This is a genomic window from Pelagicoccus sp. SDUM812005 (assembly GCF_031127875.1).
Lineage (GTDB): Bacteria > Verrucomicrobiota > Verrucomicrobiia > Opitutales > Opitutaceae > Pelagicoccus.
The window spans coordinates 124,155-143,260 of record NZ_JARXIA010000021.1; the positions used below are offsets into that span (position 1 = coordinate 124,155).

At 57.2% G+C, this 19,106-nt stretch carries 10 protein-coding genes; 3 read left to right on the plus strand and 7 right to left on the minus strand.

Going from position 1 to position 19,106, the window contains the following annotated elements; all coding sequences use genetic code 11:
* Positions 1 to 39: 39 nt before the first annotated feature.
* Genes QEH57_RS20945 through QEH57_RS20955 form a run of 3 tightly spaced genes read right to left on the minus strand, consistent with a single transcriptional unit; the run spans position 40 to position 6,154 of the window.
* Positions 40 to 2,859 (minus strand): family 78 glycoside hydrolase catalytic domain, encoded by a 2,820-nt coding sequence (locus QEH57_RS20945; RefSeq protein ID WP_309008743.1) that lies wholly within the window; start codon positions 2,857 to 2,859, stop codon positions 40 to 42.
* Between the two features lie 58 nt (positions 2,860 to 2,917).
* Positions 2,918 to 4,672, minus strand: a complete 1,755-nt coding sequence (locus QEH57_RS20950; RefSeq protein WP_309008744.1) for a hypothetical protein — start codon at positions 4,670 to 4,672, stop codon at positions 2,918 to 2,920.
* 42 nt (positions 4,673 to 4,714) lie between these two features.
* On the minus strand, positions 4,715 to 6,154 hold the full coding sequence (locus QEH57_RS20955) for a BNR-4 repeat-containing protein (protein ID WP_309008745.1): 1,440 nt from the start codon (positions 6,152 to 6,154) through the stop codon (positions 4,715 to 4,717).
* Between the two features lie 277 nt (positions 6,155 to 6,431).
* Between QEH57_RS20955 and QEH57_RS20960 the strand changes: the two genes are divergently transcribed.
* Complete coding sequence (locus tag QEH57_RS20960) at positions 6,432 to 7,994, plus strand: hypothetical protein (RefSeq protein WP_309008746.1); 1,563 nt, start codon at positions 6,432 to 6,434, stop codon at positions 7,992 to 7,994.
* Between the two features lie 215 nt (positions 7,995 to 8,209).
* Positions 8,210 to 9,118: an AraC family transcriptional regulator gene (locus QEH57_RS20965; protein WP_309008747.1), complete on the plus strand. Its 909-nt coding sequence runs from the start codon at positions 8,210 to 8,212 to the stop codon at positions 9,116 to 9,118.
* 78 nt (positions 9,119 to 9,196) lie between these two features.
* Here the strand turns inward: QEH57_RS20965 and QEH57_RS20970 are convergent, their stop codons facing one another.
* The 4 genes from QEH57_RS20970 to QEH57_RS20985 all read right to left on the minus strand — a co-directional run bounded on the left by QEH57_RS20970 (position 9,197) and on the right by QEH57_RS20985 (position 17,164).
* Entirely contained in the window at positions 9,197 to 10,594 is a 1,398-nt protein-coding gene (locus tag QEH57_RS20970) for a cellulase family glycosylhydrolase (protein WP_309008748.1), read from the minus strand.
* Between the two features lie 28 nt (positions 10,595 to 10,622).
* Positions 10,623 to 11,978: an MFS transporter gene (locus tag QEH57_RS20975; protein WP_309008749.1), complete on the minus strand. Its 1,356-nt coding sequence runs from the start codon at positions 11,976 to 11,978 to the stop codon at positions 10,623 to 10,625.
* A 210-nt stretch (positions 11,979 to 12,188) separates the two neighbouring features.
* A complete protein-coding gene (locus QEH57_RS20980; protein WP_309008750.1) occupies positions 12,189 to 14,462 on the minus strand; it encodes a glycoside hydrolase family 3 N-terminal domain-containing protein in 2,274 nt (757 codons plus the stop codon).
* A gap of 44 nt (positions 14,463 to 14,506) precedes the next feature.
* Positions 14,507 to 17,164 (minus strand): family 78 glycoside hydrolase catalytic domain, encoded by a 2,658-nt coding sequence (locus tag QEH57_RS20985; RefSeq protein ID WP_309008751.1) that lies wholly within the window; start codon positions 17,162 to 17,164, stop codon positions 14,507 to 14,509.
* A 287-nt stretch (positions 17,165 to 17,451) separates the two neighbouring features.
* Between QEH57_RS20985 and QEH57_RS20990 the strand changes: the two genes are divergently transcribed.
* On the plus strand, positions 17,452 to 19,017 hold the full coding sequence (locus tag QEH57_RS20990) for a sulfatase-like hydrolase/transferase (RefSeq protein WP_309008752.1): 1,566 nt from the start codon (positions 17,452 to 17,454) through the stop codon (positions 19,015 to 19,017).
* Positions 19,018 to 19,106: the final 89 nt, after the last annotated feature.

Sequence of the window (19,106 nt, forward strand, 5' to 3'; positions counted from 1 at the left end):
CTTAACGAAATCGCGTCTCGTGAGATGCTTCATAACAAATTAATCCTCTATCAGAAACGAGTACTGTCCCGATCCAAGCCTTAGTTTCACGCTCGGCCGCATCGCATCCGTCGAAACTTCCGCGTTTCGAATTCCGGATACATTCTCGAGATCGCTTCCTGACTCGGAGACCGCTTCCAACGAGCCCGTGGGCAGGTACGCGACCGCTTCCGAATTTACGGGTATCTCCAACACCCACTGCAGCCCCTCTTCCGTGCGCCTCCATTCGCTGCGAATCGTTCCGTAGGGAGATTCCTTGCTCACTCGAGCCCAATCCAGCTCGGCCATCAGGCGGGGACGAAATTCGATTGTTTGGTAGCCCGCCCCATCGAAGACCGGACGAATGCCGCCAATTCCCTCGTAGAAAAATGCGGCGAAGCCACCCTGCATCGGATGGTTCATGGAGTTGCGGTAGCGCGGTTCCTTATCCCAATTGAACTGGCGCTCCGGCCAGGTCGTAAATCCGTAATCCGCAAGATAGCCAGGCCCCGGAAAGGTCCGATCCAGCAGCATCTTGCCAGCGAGTGTCTCGTGCCCGAAGTCAGCGAGCACCGTATAGATATGACGCAAGCCATGAATACCGACCGCGTGGTGCCCCGCATGCAGGTCTTCGATATCGCGAACAAGACCGCGGACTACTGCCTCGATCTTGTCCTCGGGAACCATGCCAAACTTCAATGCCATCACAGTAGCGGTTTGGCTCCCGTAGAAAAGCGAACCGGAAGCCGCATCCTCCACCAAGTAGGCCTCGTTAAACGCATCCTTCACGTCCTCTGCAAGCTTGCCGCAATAGGCCTCGTACTCTCTCTCGCCAAACAGGCCGGCCATTTTTTCGCTGATCTGGAGGGCTCTATAGTAAAAGGCCGTACCGGATACATGAGGATGGCAATACATATACTCAGGAGCGCTCTTCCGGTCCCATAGGGGTGGACACCAGTCCCCGAGTCCGCTGGGCAGGATTTCGCCTGGGCCGCGCATCGATTCGAAATAGGAAACGAAGTGTTTGATGTTTTGGTAATGCCTTCGAAAAACATCAGCGTCTCCGGTATGCAAATACAGGTCCCAATTAAGAATGACATAGGCGACCGCCCAATCGATTGCCAAAGGCCAATTCGGAGTACGCTTTCCCGGAGCCACGAAAGTGGGCACGCCATCTCCCCACCCTACCACTTGCTCGTAACGAGCATCGGGCCTCAAGCTATCTTCGATATCCCTCAGGAACTTCGCTAGGAACCGCTCAATGTCGTAACCATAGAAGCTGATATCGGAGGTGGCGTGAGCATCACCCAGCCATCCACACTTTTCGCGGGCCGGACAGTCCTCCGGGATCGAATGCCAATTTGCTTCCAAGGTGCGGCAGGTAATTTCATACTGCAAGTTGAGCAACTCCTCCGAGGATTCGAAACGTCCCGTTTTCTGGATATCGCTGTGCACGAGTGCCGCTTTCAATTGCCCCGGCTGCGGAGCTGAGCGCAAGCCGCTAATCTCGATGTACTGAAATCCATGATACGCAAAGCGAGGACTCCAACGCTCGGGCCCATCGCCTCTGGCGACGTAGATCATCTCCTGAATTCGACCGGGAGCGCCCCCCGAGGTGCCCGTATTTACGGTCACACCATCCGGCTCCATGCGTTCGCCTGCCACTATCGTAATGACATCGCCCGCCTCTTGCTCCACTTCGATTTCAACCCAGCCGGCTAGATTCTCTCCGAAATCGACGACGTACTTTCCTCCTCCAATATCTTTGACCTCCACCGGTTCGATCAGGCGTTGCACCCGAATGGGAGGGATCAGCTGAGAACGCAGCTTTTCCGTCGGGCACGGGGCCTCTAGCCAAACGGCGGATTGCCAAAGCGATTCGTCGCAACCGACCGATGCCCAGTCAGGAATCTCCAGTCTGGCGTCATAGGTCTCGCCCCAATATACGTTATCGAAAACGACAGGGCTCGTAGTCGCTTTCCAACTACTATCCGTACCGAATTCCTCAACCGTCCCGTCCTCGTACTCTACGAACACTTTCGCTCGAGCGCGCGGCTGCCCATAGTCGAAATCCTCTTCCCATGCCACGTTCTGGCCAAAGAAGCCGCTCCCCAGCCAAATCCCTAGCGCGTTGATGCCCTTGCGAAGCGATTCCGTGATATCGTGCGTCACATACAGCGTGTGCTTCTCGTAATTGGTCTGACCCGGGTCCAATACGGCGTCCCCCATCTTTTGCCCATTCACGTAAAACTCGCTGTAGCCCACCCCCGAAACATACGCCAACGCGCGCTTTACCGGCTTGGGCAATTCGACTTCCTTCCTCAGGAGGGGAGACGCGTGAGAGCGTCGCATTTCCGGATTCTTCCGAAACATAAATTCCCGCTCCGCCAGCTTCGAAGTCCGCGTATCCTTCCCTAATCCAATCCAATCAGAACCCTTCCAGTCCTCCACCTCCAACAAGGCCATGGTCCACGAAGCAACAGGCGACCAATCGCTCGCCCGACCAGACTCGTCCCAAACCATCACCTTCCAATAGCAAGCTTGGCGGCTAGCAAGCGCTTGCCCTTCGTAGGCGATCAGCGTTGAGCGGGAGCTTTCTACGCGGCCGCTATCCCACAGGTCTCCCTCGTTGGCCTGCAAACGCTCCAGGCTGCTCGCCACCAAAATGCGGTAAGCGCTCTGAGAGCGGCCGCGATCGCTGGAGGATTCCGCACGCAGCTTCCACGCCAAGCGAGGACTGGCACTGTCAAGCTGTATGGGATCGACCAGCGATTCGCTTTTCAAGCCTACGACGCGCAAGGGCGCCGCCACGATAGCCGAGCAGAGTACACAGCCCGCCATTAGTACAGAAATGAATCTCAACATAATATTATAACTGGAGCGAAGCTCGCCCGCTAAACTATTGCTTTTTCAATGCAGCCTGCTCCTTGCGCTTCTCGACCTTTGCTCCCCAGAGCAAAAGCAGACCGATACCGCCACAGAATCCACTGATGAAGAGCACGCTCCAGACGCCTACCGCATCGGAAGGAACCAACAAAAGCAGCAGCATGGCGATCCCGATGCCCAGCGAAGAGCGTCCTAGCATGATCAATTGAGCGTAGGCCTTGGACTCGCCTTCCTGCTCGTCGTCTCGGATCGGCGTACGGATCATTTTATAGAAGTCCTCTACCTTTTGCTTATACGCCTCCGAGGTGCGCTTGTAGAACGGCATGCAAATTACGGTGCCGATCAATCCGAATATAAAGATCCACATGGCTCGACCTTGGATCGTGAAGCCTTCGCCTGTGGTCTCCTTAAGGTAGAAGGAATAGATAGAAGGCAGAAGGCAGAAGCCGAAGATCACGAAGTAGGACCAGCTCGGCAGCTTCTTGATATAAAAACCGACTAGCATCGGAAAGACCAAGGGAATCGTTATGATGGAATTAATCATCAGGTAGGCGTCAAACAGGGCCAACTCCCGGTTTTGCGAAAAGAGATAACTGTAAGTAATGATGAGCGCCCCGATCCCTAGCGTGGCCACGCGACAGAGCCGGACCTCGCCCTTAGGAGTCATAGGCTTGGTCGAACCGAACATCTCCCGCACCTTCGGTACGATATTGCGAGCGATCACCCCTACCTGAGCGTTCAGGCCAGAGTCCATCGAACTCATGGTCGCAGCAAACATGGCTGCGATCATCACGCCCATCAATCCGCTCGGCAGCACCTTTTGGGCAATGAAGGAGTAGCTGGAATTTTCCGGGTTCTCGATGGCTTGAGCCATGATCTCGTCGCCGTAGAGGAAGCGAGCCACCATGGGCGGAAAGAACCAGATCAAAGCGCCCACCGCCATCAGGACGGCCCCCAGAAAAGCCGACTTGGAGGCGGCCCTGCCGTCCTTGACCACCAGGAATCGTCCCGCCGAATTAAGCGTTACCTGATGATAGATCGTCATGATAAAGATGACGATGATCCACTGCGTCGAAAACTTTCCGTCGGACCATTGGTCCGGATCCTTTACGAACTTGAAATCGTCCGCGAACTCCGGCTGGGAAAAGTATCCGAAAAATCCATCCCAGCCACCGACCTTCTGGTAGCAGAAGAACGCGACCAAGATCGTGATCGCAAGGAGGATCAGGCTTTGCACGAAGTCGGTCGCCATGACCGCCCACTTGCCGCCGGTCGTCGAATAGAAGACTACCACCGCTCCAATCACGAAGATGCAGAGCACCAGCGGCAGGTCGAAGGTCGTGCTCGCGAACACCGATAGGGCCCAAAGCTGGATGCCCGCCGCGAAAGGTTGGATCAACACGCCCGCATAGGCGGAGAATTGCTCCACCGCTACGCTGAATCGCGACTTGACCACGTCTGCCGGCGTGTAGGCCCGCGTCTGCCGGTACCAGGCCGCCAGTACGAAACCGCAAATCAACATAGCGGTAACGTTCGCCGCATAGATCACCAACACCGTGGGCCCTGCCTCGAAGGCGGCCGAAGCGTTCCCCGTGAAGGTGAAGGCGCTGATGCTGGCCATCATGATACTCGAGCCAGAAAGCCACCAAGCCACTTGCCCGCCTCCTCTCACGTAGTCGCTCAAATTGTTATTGAACTTGGAAAACAGCACCCCCAGCAGGGGCAGCAAAATGAGGTAGGCGGCGAGAGTGATATACTCGGTAGTCATTAGGATGAAAGGGATTTTCGATACGGGGTGAAAGATGAGGAGCTAAAGCCCTAGCTCGTAGACTTGCAAATGGATTGGCTGAGCGCTGCCGGTCGCGTCTTCCATCAAAAAATAGTAGAGCTGGCCGCCGCTAATCAAAGCGTTGCCGTGACGGAAGCGCGGCCCCTCCTCGGCATAGTAGATCTGCTCCCAATCGTTGGTGCCACCCGGAGCAGCGTAGACGTAAGGACGCCCCTCCTCCAGACCGATCAAATAAACCGTACTGCCAACTGAATACAACTGACCGCCCGGAAAATCGGTAGAGGTCTTAAATTCCTTGTCTCCCGCCTGCTTATAGGCGTGCACGTTCTTCTGTTGGTTCTTGAAACGAATATCGTTTACGAAGTGGATCGAGTCATCCTCCGTCACGGTCCAATCCGGTCCTTGGGATATGAATACAGAATTCGGCTCGTCCGTCTGGAAAACGTCCCCCGATTCGTAGAACTTCAGCGGCGTCGGATCCACGATCGGCAAGTTCACCGGCTGGTGCTCGTGGGTATACCATTCTCCCCGACCTTCCGGATCGTTGGAATAGGCGTAGTGGAATCCATTGTTGTACTTGAACTTGTCGTCCTCGATCGCAAGGCGCGTCTCGAATCCAGCGCGCAACTTCCCGTTCTCGAACTTCAAGTCGCCATAAAGCCCCCAATTGTGGGGATGCCCCAGCGAGCTAGCATCCAATACGTTGAAATCCCAAAACGGACTCCACGAGTTGCCGTCGTACTTAGCCAGCATGTACTTGCCATTGTTGTGACCGCCCCGACGGATCCGCACGAAAAGCTGGTCCTTCTCGTTCGTATGAAAAAACGGATACGTCAAGTAGGTGTAATCTTCGCCCTCTTTCAGGTAGAGCCGTTTCGACCCGAACAATTCCAAAGCAAAGGCCTCGTCCGCAACGCTAGCCGCCCCCTTAACCGACACTTGATAGCGGAAGTAGTCCTCCGCAAGGCTGCCGTCCCGGGGCTTGTCCGGCCCGTAGCTGTGCATGTCGTAGAGCAAGTGGATGGTGTCGTCCAGCGGACAGATCCCCACCGCGATCGTATTATGCGATTCGCCGATGTGAGGATTGTTCACGAAACCGGTGTGACGATGCGGGAACTCGATGGTCGCCAGCTTGCCGGTGTTCCTGTTGTAGCGAGAGAGCATTACGTGCCGGTCCGACTCCGGCCCCTTGTACCAAGTCATGAATACGAAATCGCCATACACCTCGATGCAGTCGCCATGCGGCGTGATCCGAGGCCCGTAGGCATAGTCGTAGCCTTCGCGGTCGGGATAGTCGAAGCCATCCTGAGGCTTCACCTTCTGCCCGTCGAAGTAGAGACTCGATTCGGATACCTTAACCGAATCGACAAGGCGCACAACTTGGCCGCTGACCGTGCTGAGCGCAGCGCAGGCGAGGCCAATAGATAGGAGTTTGGGGAAGGAGCGAGGCATGGTAGGCATTACTCGAAAGAAAAGCTGCAATACTAGCTAGTCACGAATCGCCCTCAAAGCGAATCGCGCCCAAAATTTTCGATACGTATCGAAGAGCCCCGCCCTGCCCGAACGCCGCTGCCGCCCCGCCGCATTCGCTCCAGTCCGACCTTCGCAGCGCGCTGCTGCCATCGGACTAAATTGAAGTTTCTGCTTGAAACAGAGCCGTCCCTCTCAAAAACAAACCACAGCTGCATTTCGATGCAGCTCCAACTCACTGTATCCAATCCTCCCCCCCCTCCTCCCCATGAAAACGCCTTCGCGCTATCCGCTACGCCGCGTCACGCCCTTCGCCCTCGTCGCCCTGCTTTCCCTCTCCTTCCTGAGCTCCGCCTTTTCGAAGAGCGAATGGAGCAAAGCGAGCAACGAACATTTCATCATCTACTCCCAGGCCTCCCAATCGAAAACCGAGGCCTTGTACCACGAACTGAATACAACCCGAGCGCTATTCGCCACGCTCTTTCCCGCCCTCACAGGCGAACAAAGAAACCCCTTGCGCGTATACATTTTCAAGGACCTGAAATCCCTAAAGGAGATAGCGCCCCTCTTCGATGGGAAGCCTAAGGACAACCCAGGCTTTTTCTCGGGCGACAGAGAAGGATCCTTCCTGTGCATGATCGCCACTGGCGAGCTCGATCGGATCAAGCACACGCTGAACCACGAGTACATCCACTTCATCACGCGAAACCGAGGTTACTACCTGGCGCCGTGGGCTTCCGAAGGCTTGGCCGAACTCTACAGCAAAATTGAATACAAGAAGATAAAAAAGGAGAACCGGATCCTGCTCGGAGGCGTCCACGATCACCGCATCCACATGGTTCGCAACGAATCCCTGCTCGACTTCGACACCTTCTTCCGGACCACTCGAAACTCAGACCTCTACAACGGAGCCGCCCACGGGCGAAGCATGCTTTACTCCCAAGCCTGGCTTCTCTTCCACTATCTCACCTACGGGAAGCACGATCTGGGCGACGACATGCTACGCCGCCTCATTTCCCTAGCCCTGACCACGCCCCACCCCAACGAAGAGCAGGTGAAACAAACCCTCGGACTCGACTACAAGGAGCTCGCAAAACGCCTTCGCGGCTACGCCCGGGCTGGCCGCTTCACCCAAAGGGCCTACCCCATTCCCGCCGAGGCGGAAGAGAGCGAGATCGAACTCCTTCCCGCTACGGAAACGGAAACCCACCTCATCTACGGTTCCCTGCTCCTGAAGACGAGAGGACCGCGGGCGTCCCTCTCCCACCTGACCAAAGCCATGGAGGCAGACCCCCAGGATCCCATGGTACAAGCCTACAACGGCTATTTCTACTTCGCGCAAAAGGACTACGATTCCGCGCTCCCTTACTTCGATAAAGCCATCGAACTGGGCAGCATCTCTCCCGCGACCCACCTCTACCACGCCCGTTGCCTGCTCCGCCTGCGAAATCCCAAAAACAAGCTAAACTACGGGCAATACGATATAGCGACCTCCCAAGCCGCGCTCGCCTCCCTGCACAAAGCCCTCGAGCTCGGAGGCCCCTTCTCCCCAGAGGTCTACGCTCACTTCGGCGAGGTCTTTCTCGCCTCGCGGCTCGAGCTCAACGACAGCGATTTCAGCATCGTTATAGACGGTTTCAAGGAATTCCCCGACAGCGCCCAGCTCGCCTTCTACATCGCCCTCTACTTCGAGCGCACGGACCGCTACGACATAGCGCTAAAAGTCGTAGAGCGCTTCGCGTCCTTAGCAAAGAACGGCCGCAACGCCGCCAACTTCGTCCAGCTGGAAAAGCGCTTGCTCGAAAAGCAAAGCGCCGCCAGCGCCCAGTAAATAGCGCTTCGTATCCCCATTTTCCATACAGGTCCGCCACCTCGATTGGTAATTTTCAAAGGCAGCGGAATCTGCTCTCTAACGGGTAGGACCATCGCACGCGCTGCGAAATGCATTCCCCGCTGAGGTGAAGCCCCCGATTCCAAGGGCCCCCCAGGCGGTTCCAACTGCATTTTGAGTTAGACAGACCCCCCTTTATTTGTACAAATGCTTCCATGCCCCTATCTGAAGAGCCCTCACGACCTTCACCGGCCGACATTTCTCCAGCCGTTTGCAGAGCTGGCTATCTCCAGTTTTCCGGCCACCGTACCTTCACCAACCCTTCCGTACAGAGCCGAGCCTTCTTTTGGTGCAAAAGCGGACGAGGCAGCTTCATCGTAAATGGCGTCGAGTACCCCTTGAACGCCCAGGACCTGTACCTGCTTCCTTGGAACAGAAACATCCGCTACCAACCTGATAAAGCGGATCCCATGTTCACGGGACACGTGCACCTGGTGCCGAACTACACCGTCGGCTCCCAGTGGATACCCAACGTTCCCCACCAAAAAGGCGACGAAGCCTTCGATTCGCCTGACCGCTCCGACGTCGACTGGCCCGGCCTGGATGGCGTCGTGCACTTCAAGATCAAGGCGAGCGACAACATTGCCTTGCTCTTGGACTATATCATCCGCTGCTTCCTGCGCAGCAAAGGCAGCATCGAATCCGAAGCGCGCCACCTCGGAAGCCTTCTCGTTGGCGAGCTAATGCGACTCAAGAGCAGCGACAAGCTCAGCAATCAAAACTACCCGGAAGAACTCATCCGCATGGTCGCCCACGTGGAAGCCCGCTATATGCGCTCCATCACTGTGGCCGAACTGGCCGACATGATCGGACGCAGCCGCTCCCACGTGCTCAAGCTCTTCCGCCACCACATGGGCATTTCCGCGAAGCATTACATCATCAACCGCCAGCTCAAACAGGCCTGCGAACTCCTGCTAAGCACCACCCGCTCCATCGCCGAAGTAGGCCAAGCCGTAGGAATCTCGGATCCCTACCACTTCTCGAAGCTCTTTCGTCGACACATGAAGGTTTCTCCCACTGCGTTCCGCGTTAACCACGGGCCCATCCAGCTCTCGTCAGAGTAGAGCTTGCTGCCAGAGCGGGAAACCGCCGCTCCGTATCCAGCGCAACAATACCGGATGCGAAGCGGATTCGAGATACGTCTACTCGCTAACAGCGATCCCCGGACTGATCGTCAGGGCTATTTCCTCGCCATCAAGCGGCCATTGCAAAACCACTAGCTGCTGCGTCGCTACGTTCCATACGAAATCCGAGGGCGAACTGTCCTGAGGCGACTTCACCACGCGCAGCCTGCCGTTGTCCAAAGGGCTCATGGTCAGAACCAGGTCATCACCGCAGGAAACCGTAAAGCCGTCCGGATAATGGCGATCCGCGGCCACGAAGATCCGAGAGGCGCCCTTGCTGTTGTCCGCCTTCACTGCAACCTCCAGCGTACGCGTGGCGTGGTGGTACATGAAAGACATCAGGTCTCCCGCTATCGACTGCGGGTACGGGCGGCAGATAATATCGGTGATGTACTTTCTCTCTACCGTGCCCGCAGCTTGCTCGTCCACGAAGATTGCCCAAGTCGACTCGCCGCCCGGCAAGAAGTTGTTGTACTTCCGCGTCCCCAAGAACCAGGCCTTGATGGAACCGACTCCCATCTGATCGAAGATCTCAGCCGTCCGCGTATAGTGCGAGATGTATTCAAGTTGCTCCGACACGGATCCATCGGCGCTGCGGTAGGTAGGAAATCCCCATTCACCAATCAGGATCGGAGCATTGAGCATGTCGGACTCCTTATCGAAACGCTGCATGGTCGGCTCGATATAGGGCAGCTTTTCCTGATAGATATGCGGGGCGAATACCACGTTCGGGCGATCGATCGGCTTCTTTATTTCCGCATATTGATTGAACTCTATCGCCTCCCCCTTGTTCATGAAAATGGTCTGGCACAAATAAAGTTTCGAATCGCTGTATTCGCTAGCCGCATCGATTAACCTTTCGTAGTACGGCACCAGGTAGTTTTCCGTGAGTTCGTCGTAAGTGATATCCATCGTTAGCTTACGCGGTTCGTTGACCAAATCGTATCCAACGACGAATACATTGTCCTGATAGCGTTCCCAGATTACCTTCCAGGCGTCTAGGTAGGTGCCTTGGGCATTGTTTTCGTTTGCCCAGAACGACTCCCAGCCGAAGCCTTTCGCTCCGTAGACCGTCATCTTAAAAACGGTCTGGATTCCCGCTTCTCGACCGCGACGTACCAACCGATCGAGCTTCTGCAAATAAGCCTCCTCCACTTGGCAACCAGGAAACTCGCTCACCCTACCCAGCTCCAGACGAATCACCTGGAAATTCGCGCCCATGCGGACCATGCGCGCGTAGTCGTCCTCGAAAAACTCGATCTGCCCCATGGCATCGTTCGTATTCACTACGAAACCACGCGGCACGACATGACGCCCCTGCTCGTCGCGAAGGCCGTGCTTGATTTGCGCGAAAGCCGCTGGAGCCATCGCCAAGAGGGTTGCCAAAACAAGTGAGTAGACAGTTATCTTTTTCATCTTAAAACAAATTGCTGCGAGCGGCAGCTTAAACGGACTTCTCCTTTTCATCCAAGTTGTAGAGCCGCAAGACGAGCGAAGCCGCAATCGCCAGCACTATGGTTCCCATACTGAAAACCCAACGCATCTTATCGAAAGTGCCCGGAGCCTGATCGATGCCAGCTTCGTGAACCCAACCGGAGAACTTCAGCACGTATCCAGATCCTACCGACGTGAGCGAAAGCGCTAACTTGGTGACCCATGCGAGACTGGCGGCATACATGCCTTGGCGCGAAGTACCGTTTTGCTCTTCGTCGTAAGCGGCGACGTCGGCCATGAGGGATGGCGCCAGCACGATCACCGCCACTAATCCGGGAGCCAAGAAAAAGTTAGGAACGATCACCCACCAATCCGCGTTCGGCACGTACACAAAAAGCTTTACGATGCCGCCGACCACGATCGACGCCGTACAAAACTCGAATGCCCGGCGCTTGCCAATCTTCTTGGCAAAGGCAGCCATCAGAGGAATGCAGAGAATCCCCACCACGTGAAAGGTGGAACCGCCGATCCCCTTGAAAAATCCCATCTTGGCCTCGTCCCCGCCAAACACGTTGTAGACCATCAGGAAAAAGCCGAGCGTATCGACCAAAAGGATACTCGAGAAAATCAGTACCGTAGCGATCGCGAGCACCAGAAAGTTGCGATCCTTCAAGGTCAGGCTCCAACTTTTCAGCAGAGGAACTCGCTCGATGGTCTGAGCCGGATGGTCCTTCTCCTTGATGAAGATGGCGGGCAGCAATCCCGTTACCACGATGACCAAGCCCACGATGCCCCCCACGACTTTGGCCCCCATCAGCGTGCCGGAAAAAATGGAAAGCGTCACCAAATAATACATCCACTGCACCCCGACTCCGGATAGCTTGTGGAAGAAGGAACGCCAAGCCATCCATGCCGTGCGCTGGTGCTTGGAGGAAGCGGTTTCCATCCCCAAGGCAACGTAGGGAACCGCGAAACTGGTAGTGCCCACCGTCGAAACGAGTAACGCGGAAAGCAGCCAATAGAATTGGAAATCCGTCGACGCGGCTTCCGGCGTCCACCAGATCCCGGCCACGCACAGACCGCTGAAAAGCGCCCCGAAGGCCATGAACGGGCGACGACGCCCGAAACGCCCCTTCCAGTTGTCGGAAATAGATCCCATCAGCGGATCCGTAAACGCGTCCAGCAAGCGCGGTATCGCCATGGCCCAACCGACCAGCACCGGGTCGACGCCGAGAGCGATCGCGAACACCGGGTTAACCAGCTGCGCCACCGCATTCACGGAAATGTTTTCCGCGAAACCGCCCGGACCGTAGAACTTTTTCATCTTCGATTCGTTGCTAGGCGCTTCCGCCGCTTTCGTTTCCATTTCTTTTGTAGCTTCCATCGATTGCTGGTGAGATGCCTGAAGGCTAATGCGAACAGTGGGTCACACTTTGGCTAGGGGTTGGGGATCGGATCGGTCCCTGCTTCCAAAGCGCAGGAACCGCCAATTCTCGAAGCTAGACCAGAACCAACTGAAACGCCAATGGAGAGGCTAGGAATTCCTTGTGTTTTTGCATCCAATTTCCTGCCTACCTTAGTCAAGCAACTCGAAACTGCCCTCAAGGCGCACATCCTTGCAAGAGCTGCCGATCTCCAGTTCGAAAGTCCCAGGCTCGACGCAAACCGATCCCTCACGGCCGATGAAGGACATGTCCTTTTCCGGATTGAGAACGAATTCCAGCTCGCGCTGCTCGCCTGCCTTGAGGTCGACTTTCTGGAATGCCACGAGGAGCTTGTCCGGACGCACCACCGAAGCGTAGTTGTCGCGCAGATACACCTGCACCACTTCCGCTCCGTCTACCTCGCTGACGTTCCTGACCTTCAAGCTAAAGCGCAGCGCCTCTCCCCGAGAAATCTCGGGAGACTGCAGGCGCAGCTCGCTGTATTCGAAGCGAGCGTAGCTAAGCCCGAACCCGAAAGGATAAAGCGGCCCCGGCTCTTCGTCCAAGTAGTCCTTGTAGAAGGAAATTCGCTTCTGCGAGTAGTACATGGGGAGTTGCCCCACGGAGCGCGGTACCGTGACCGGCAACCGGCCGCTCGGACTGACCTCCCCAAACACGATCTTGGCCAAGGCAGTCCCGCTGGCCTGCCCGAGATAGAAAGTGTTCAGGATAGCCACCGGCAAACGCTCAATCTCCGGGATCGAATACGGGCGACCACCCTGCAAAACCACGACGGTCGGAGTTCCGGTCTCCACGACTCGCCGCACCAGTTCAAGCTGGTTGCCGAGCAAGCCGAGCGTTGCCCGATCGCCCTTGATGCCATCTACGAAAAAGGCCTCGCGACTGGTCTCCGTGGTCCCGCCCACGCACACCACCGCCACATCCGCATTCGCCGCCAGCTGCGCCGCCTCCGCGATCGAGGCTTCCTCCTCCTCCATGGAACGCTGCTCTAGCGTGGAACGCTTTCCGTCCCAACCGACCTTGGCAATCGCGCAGCCAGGAGCGTGCGAAACCTTGAAGCCGTCGCCTGCCGCGTCCTGCAATCCTTCGAGAAAGCTCGCGATCTGCGAGCGTCCGACCGTGTAGTTGCCGACCTGCTTGGTCGCCGCATTCGGGCCAAGCACCGCCATCGATCGCAGTTTGCCCTTTTTCAAGGGAAGCAACTCGTTTTCATTCTTCAACATCACAATCGAATCGGTAGCGATTCGTTCCGCGATCTCGCGGTGCCGCGGACTATCCACCACGGAGCCCACCTCTTCTTCGTCGACGAATGGATTCTCGAACAGTCCGAGCTTGAACTTCAGCCATAGGATTCGCCGAACGCTCACGTCCAGATGCTCCTCCAGCTCCGGACGTTCCTCAATTACCTTAAGCAAGTGCTGGTACCCTTGCGCAACCGGCAAATCCACATCCATCCCGGCGCTCAGAGCCATCTCGCACGCGTCTTCCACCGATTCAGCCACCCGCTGAAAGAATTCCAGGCGTGGTACGTCGTTGTAGTCGGAAACCACATACCCCTTGAATCCCCACTCGCCGCGCAGCAAATCCGTCAACAGCCAACGATTCCCGTGAGCGGGCACTCCCTCCACCTCGCAGTGGGAGGCCATCATGCCCAATGCGTTCGCCTCTTGCACCACCGCCTTGAAAGGAGGCAGCACCTCTTCGTGCAAAGTGCGGCTATCGATCGGGGTTGCCGCGAAGTTACGTCCGCCCACCACCTGACCGTAGCCCGCGAAATGCTTGGGAGCGGAAATGATATGGCTCGTCCCCGGCTCGCCACTACAGCCACCCTGCAAGCCTGAAACCGCAGCCAATCCCATTTGGGTAACCAGATGCGTATCTTCGCCAAAGGTCTCTTCGATGCGTCCCCAGCGCGGATCGCGTCCCAAATCCAAAACCGGAGTATGGGCCTCGTGCGCTCCGCGGGCCCGCGCCTCGCGGCCGGCGCAATCGAACGCCTCGCGCACCAGCTCGGGATTCCAACTCGACGCCATCGCTAGCGGAACCGGCAGGATCGTCGACTCCAAGCCCGCATGCCCATGGGCGCACTCGCTGCCGATCAGGGCCGGAACGCCAAGCCGCGTCTCTTCCAGCAGCTGACGCTGCAAGTCGTTTACCTCGCGTACGCTCTCCTCGGGAGCTCGCGGATCGAACGTGTTCTCGATCTGGCCAATCCCCTGCGAGATGCCGTCCCGCACCGCCTTGACGATGCCCGCCAGTCCTTCCTCCTCCGCAGTGGAATCTCGCAGGCTAACCGCCTGCACTTGGGCAACCTTCTCAGCCAAGGTCATGCGGGAAATGAGGTCTTCGACTCGAGCTTCCAGGGAAGCGTTCGGGTCACGATACAGGGGCAATTTGGTAGTCATCTATTATCTATAATTGTATTCAAATTTTGGTTCTTCTGATCGGATCACACGAGAATTTCGTAGCGATAGCTTCCGGCAGCCAAGTCGAAGCTTACCCGTCCCGATTCGCAGCGAACGTTCTCTGGGCCTTCAAATCGATCCAAGGGCGTCCCCTCGATGCGCACGCCTTCCACGGAGACAGCTGGCAAGGAAACCTGGGCTCGCGCATTGGGCGGAATCCGAATCTCGCCCCGAACGCCGTCCTCGCTTCGCTTCCACACCGAAACGGCAAGGCCATAGGGCGTTTCCAGCGAAGCAGAGGCATAACGCAGCCCTCCGCCGATCTCCGGCTCGATTCGGAAACGCTTCCAGCCCGGAAAGGCCGGATCCGGCTTGAGGCCGGCAACCGTATCGTAAAGCCAGCCAACCACCGCTCCGTAGGCGTAGTGGTTAAATGAATTCATACCGCCGGGATTGAAGCCTTGCTCCGGAGTCCAGCTATCCCAGCGCTCCCAAATGGTAGTGGCGCCGTTCTTCACGCTGTAGAGCCATCCTGGATACGTCTCCTTCTGCACCACCTCGTAAGCCAAGTCCGTCTTGCCGACCTGACTGAGCACCGGAGCCAAAAGCGGCGTTCCAATAAAGCCGGTCGCCAAGTGATTGTCCTTCGCCTCGAACGCCTTCACCAAATGCTCCACCATCTTCTCCCGCTGTTCCTCCGCAACCAAATCGAAGGCTAAAGCCAAGAGATAAGCTGTTTGTTCGTCGCTGCGAATCTTGCCGTCCGTATCGACATACTCGCGCTGGAAGGCCGCCTTGACCTCAGCCAGCAGCTGGCCGTACTCGGCAGCGACTTGATCGTGCCCGAGCTCCTCCGCCATCCAGACCGCGATCTGCGTCGAGTAGGCGTAGTAAGCGGTGGCAATCAATGGATACGGAGTCGGAGCTTCCTTGGGAGCATGCCACGGAGCGAGCCAGTCGCCCCAGCCTTCCTTGCTGATGCGGATCCCCTCCGGGGCCGACTCCCGCATGAGCTCGATCCAATCGCAGACCGCGTCGAAATTTTCCACTAGCAAGGATCGGTCTCCAGTATGCAGCCAGGCTACCCAAGGCACGATCGCGCCGGCGTCCGCCCAGCCAGCCGAACCATGGGCGAAGCCGGTCACGGGAGCGACGCTGCCGAAACCGCCTTCCGGCCCTTCCTTGAAACTGTCGCGCACTGCCGCCAACCATTGACGATAGAAGACTCCCGCATCCATGTTATACAGGGCGGTGTGACAAAACACCTGGGCGTCGCCGGTCCAACCGAGGCGCTCGTCCCGCTGCGGACAATCGGTCGGCAACTCCAGGAAATTCCCCTTCTGGCCCCAAAGCGTATTGGAGAACAACTGGTTCAAGAGCGGATTCGAACACTCGAAGGTCCCGGTACGCTGTAAGTCCGTATGCACTACGATTCCCGTAATCGCATCGGGCAACGGATCCTCCACCCCCGACAGCTCGACGTAGCGAAAACCGAAAAACGTGAAAGTAGGCTCCCAGGTCTCAAGCTCTCCGCCGCCCTTAGCCACGTAGCTCGCCGTCGCTTTGGCAGAGCGCAAGTTCGCCGTGTGCAAGGAACCGTCGCTCTCCAGCATTTCAGCGAAACGCAGCCCTATCTCCTGCCCCGCTTCCGCTCGCGCCTTCAAGCGAACCCAGCCAACCATGTTTTGACCGAGATCGTAGATCACACTCCCGTCCGGAGCGCTACGGACCTCAACAGGACGCAATTCCTCGATGCGCCGAACCGGTGGCGACAATCTCGCCATAAACGGTACTTCGCTGTCCGCTTCGAGCGTCACGGGAATCGTATCCCCTGGAGCTGCGGCCGGATCCGTCCAACTCGCGTCCTCCAGGCGTGCATCGTAGGCTTCGCCTCGATAGATCCCGTTCTCGCGAATGGGCCCCTCCTGCCAGCTCCACTCCCTGCCTGTAACCACAGTTTGAATACTGCCGTCTTCGAGCTCGATCTCTATGAAAGCGGAGACTTTTGGAGTCGGACCGTATTGGTGATCCAGGAACAAGGTGCCGCTGTACCAGCCATCCCCCAGGACTAGACCCACTACGTTTCGACCCACTCGCAGCTTCTCCGTGAGCTCATAGCTCTGGTAAAAAACGCGCTTCCGGTAGTCCGGCCAGCCGGGCGACAAATAATCATCGTCTATCCGATCGCCGTTCAGCCACGGCTGGACCACTCCGAATGCGGACAGGTAAATCGTCGCTCGAATGGCTTTTTGCGGAAGCTCGAAGGCTTTGCTGAAGTAGCGAGCCGGCGGCGCTTCGCCCACCGCCACCTCTTTGCCGTCGCTGATCCAGGCCGCCGGCCAAGCCAGCCCCATCAGCCCTGTATCCAGCCTAGCGAGCTCGCTCCATTCCGTAAGCTCGCCCGCCTCGTTCCAGATGCGAACCTGCCACAGATAAGCGCGCTTCGGCTCGAGCGTCACTCCCTCGAGACGCACCCACTGCGATCGCTCGGAATCGATCCTGCCGGAATCCGCTAGCCATTCGCCCTCCTCGCAAAGCAAGCGGATGCGCAGTTGATAGGCGACCTGCGCCGCTCCTCGTCGCTCCGAATCGATCTTCCAAGAAAAGCGAGGATTTGGGCACTCGAGCAAACGGGGCTGGTCCAATCCTTCGCAACGCAAGCCGACCACGCGATCAGCGCTTGATAATGTACGATTCGCCATAAAAAAAGTGAGGGGAAAAACAACGTGAAAACGCTCCAGCGAAGACCGGAGCAAAGGCCGAGGATCTTACCTGAGCGAACTCCGCTTATGCAATGGCCAGTCTTTGCTTCTCTTGTCTTTTTGCATCAAAAGAGGCAAACAGTCAGCTTCCCAAGAACGTAAAAGGACAAAAGATACCACAAACCTCAGTTCGTATCCGGGGCAATTCTCCTTTCAAATCCTTACCTTCCCCGCCCCGAACCCCGACGAGCGATTCGTCAGATTCCTGAAATTTTCGATTCACAGAAATGGACGCGAACAAACCGAACATACTTTTCATATTCACCGACCAACTACGGGCGGATTGCATAGCAGCTCTCGGCAACAGCCAGATCAAAACGCCTAACATCGACCGCCTCGTCCGAGAGGGCACCACCTTTACCCACTGCTACACGCCGAGCCCCGTTTGCGTACCGGCTCGCCATGCCTTGACCTGCGGGGCTCCTCCGCACCAGACCGGCTGCGTCGACAACCTGCCAATCCAATGCGATCGCGGCAGCTTCATGGAAGGCCTCAACGAACTGGGCTACCAGACGCACGGCATCGGCAAGATGCACTTTATCAAGTCCAAGGGCGACTGGGGTTTCCAAACGCGCGAGCATGCCGAGGAACTGGTGGGCGAGTCCGGCAAGGACGACTACCGAGACTTCCTCGTCGAAAACGGATACGAGCACGTGCACGACCCCTACGGCTTCCGCAGCGAGCACTACTACATGCCGCAACCCTCCCAGCTCCCCGACCGGCTGCACAACAACGCCTGGGTCGCGGACCGCTCCATCGAGTTTCTAAAGAATAGGGACAAGGAAAAGCCCTTCTTCCTCTGGAGCAGCTGGATCAAACCGCATCCTCCCTTCGAAGCCCCCTTCCCTTGGTCGCGCCTCTACCGCATGCACGAGATGGACGGACCGTATTTGCCAGAGGACTACGAGGATCAGAGAAATTTTTGGAGCAAGGTCCAATGCCGCTACAAGTACATGGATTCCGGCAGCTCCAAGCACCTCAGCCGCATGATCAGAGCCGCCTACTACAGCGTCGTCTCGCACCTGGACTACCATATTGGACGCGTGCTCGACGCCCTCGGCTCGGAAATCGACAATACGCTCATCGTATTCTCGTCGGATCACGGCGAGATGCTCGGCGACTTCGGCTGCTACGGAAAACGATCCATGCTAGACGCATCCGTTCGCATTCCCATGCTCGCCCGCCTTCCGGGCGTATTCGAAGCCGGAGCCAAAAAGAGCCAGGCATCCACCTTGCTCGACCTTTTCCCAACCTTCCTGGAAATCGCCGGCGGCAAGGTTAACGAGGAACTGGAGGGTGTCAGCCTGCAGAAGCTGCAAACCCAAGACCCCAGCGAACGCTTCGTGCACAGCCAATTCTCCCAGAACCAGCTCGGCCTCTACATGGTCGCCAACAAGGACTGGAAATATATCTACAGCGCTCCGGACGACAAGGAATGGCTCTACAAGGACGGTTGCGAAAGCGTCAACCTGGCCGGCGAAACCGAATACGCCGACATCCAGGCCGGACTGCGGAAGCTAGCCATCGATCGCTTCAAGAAGGATGGCTACGAGCAAGCGATCGAAGGCGACGACTGGGCCCACTTCCCGAATGCGGAATTCCCCAGCGATCCCAACAACGGCTTGCTCTTCCAGGACCCGCCCACCCTCCAAGGCGCCATCGATGCCCTCGGCCCCGACTACGCTCGCAACGAGATCGATAAAAACGCGGAGGAATACAGCCTGCTCCGCAAACTAGGCCAACAGTCCATGCTCACGATCGATCAAGTACGCGAAAAGGTTTCCACCCCCTAGCCTGGATTATTCATGAGATTCGTAGCGAGCGTTCGCGAGCCCAGTACGGAAGTGGGTTTGACGCTGGTTCGCGGGCGAGGCTGGGTTGA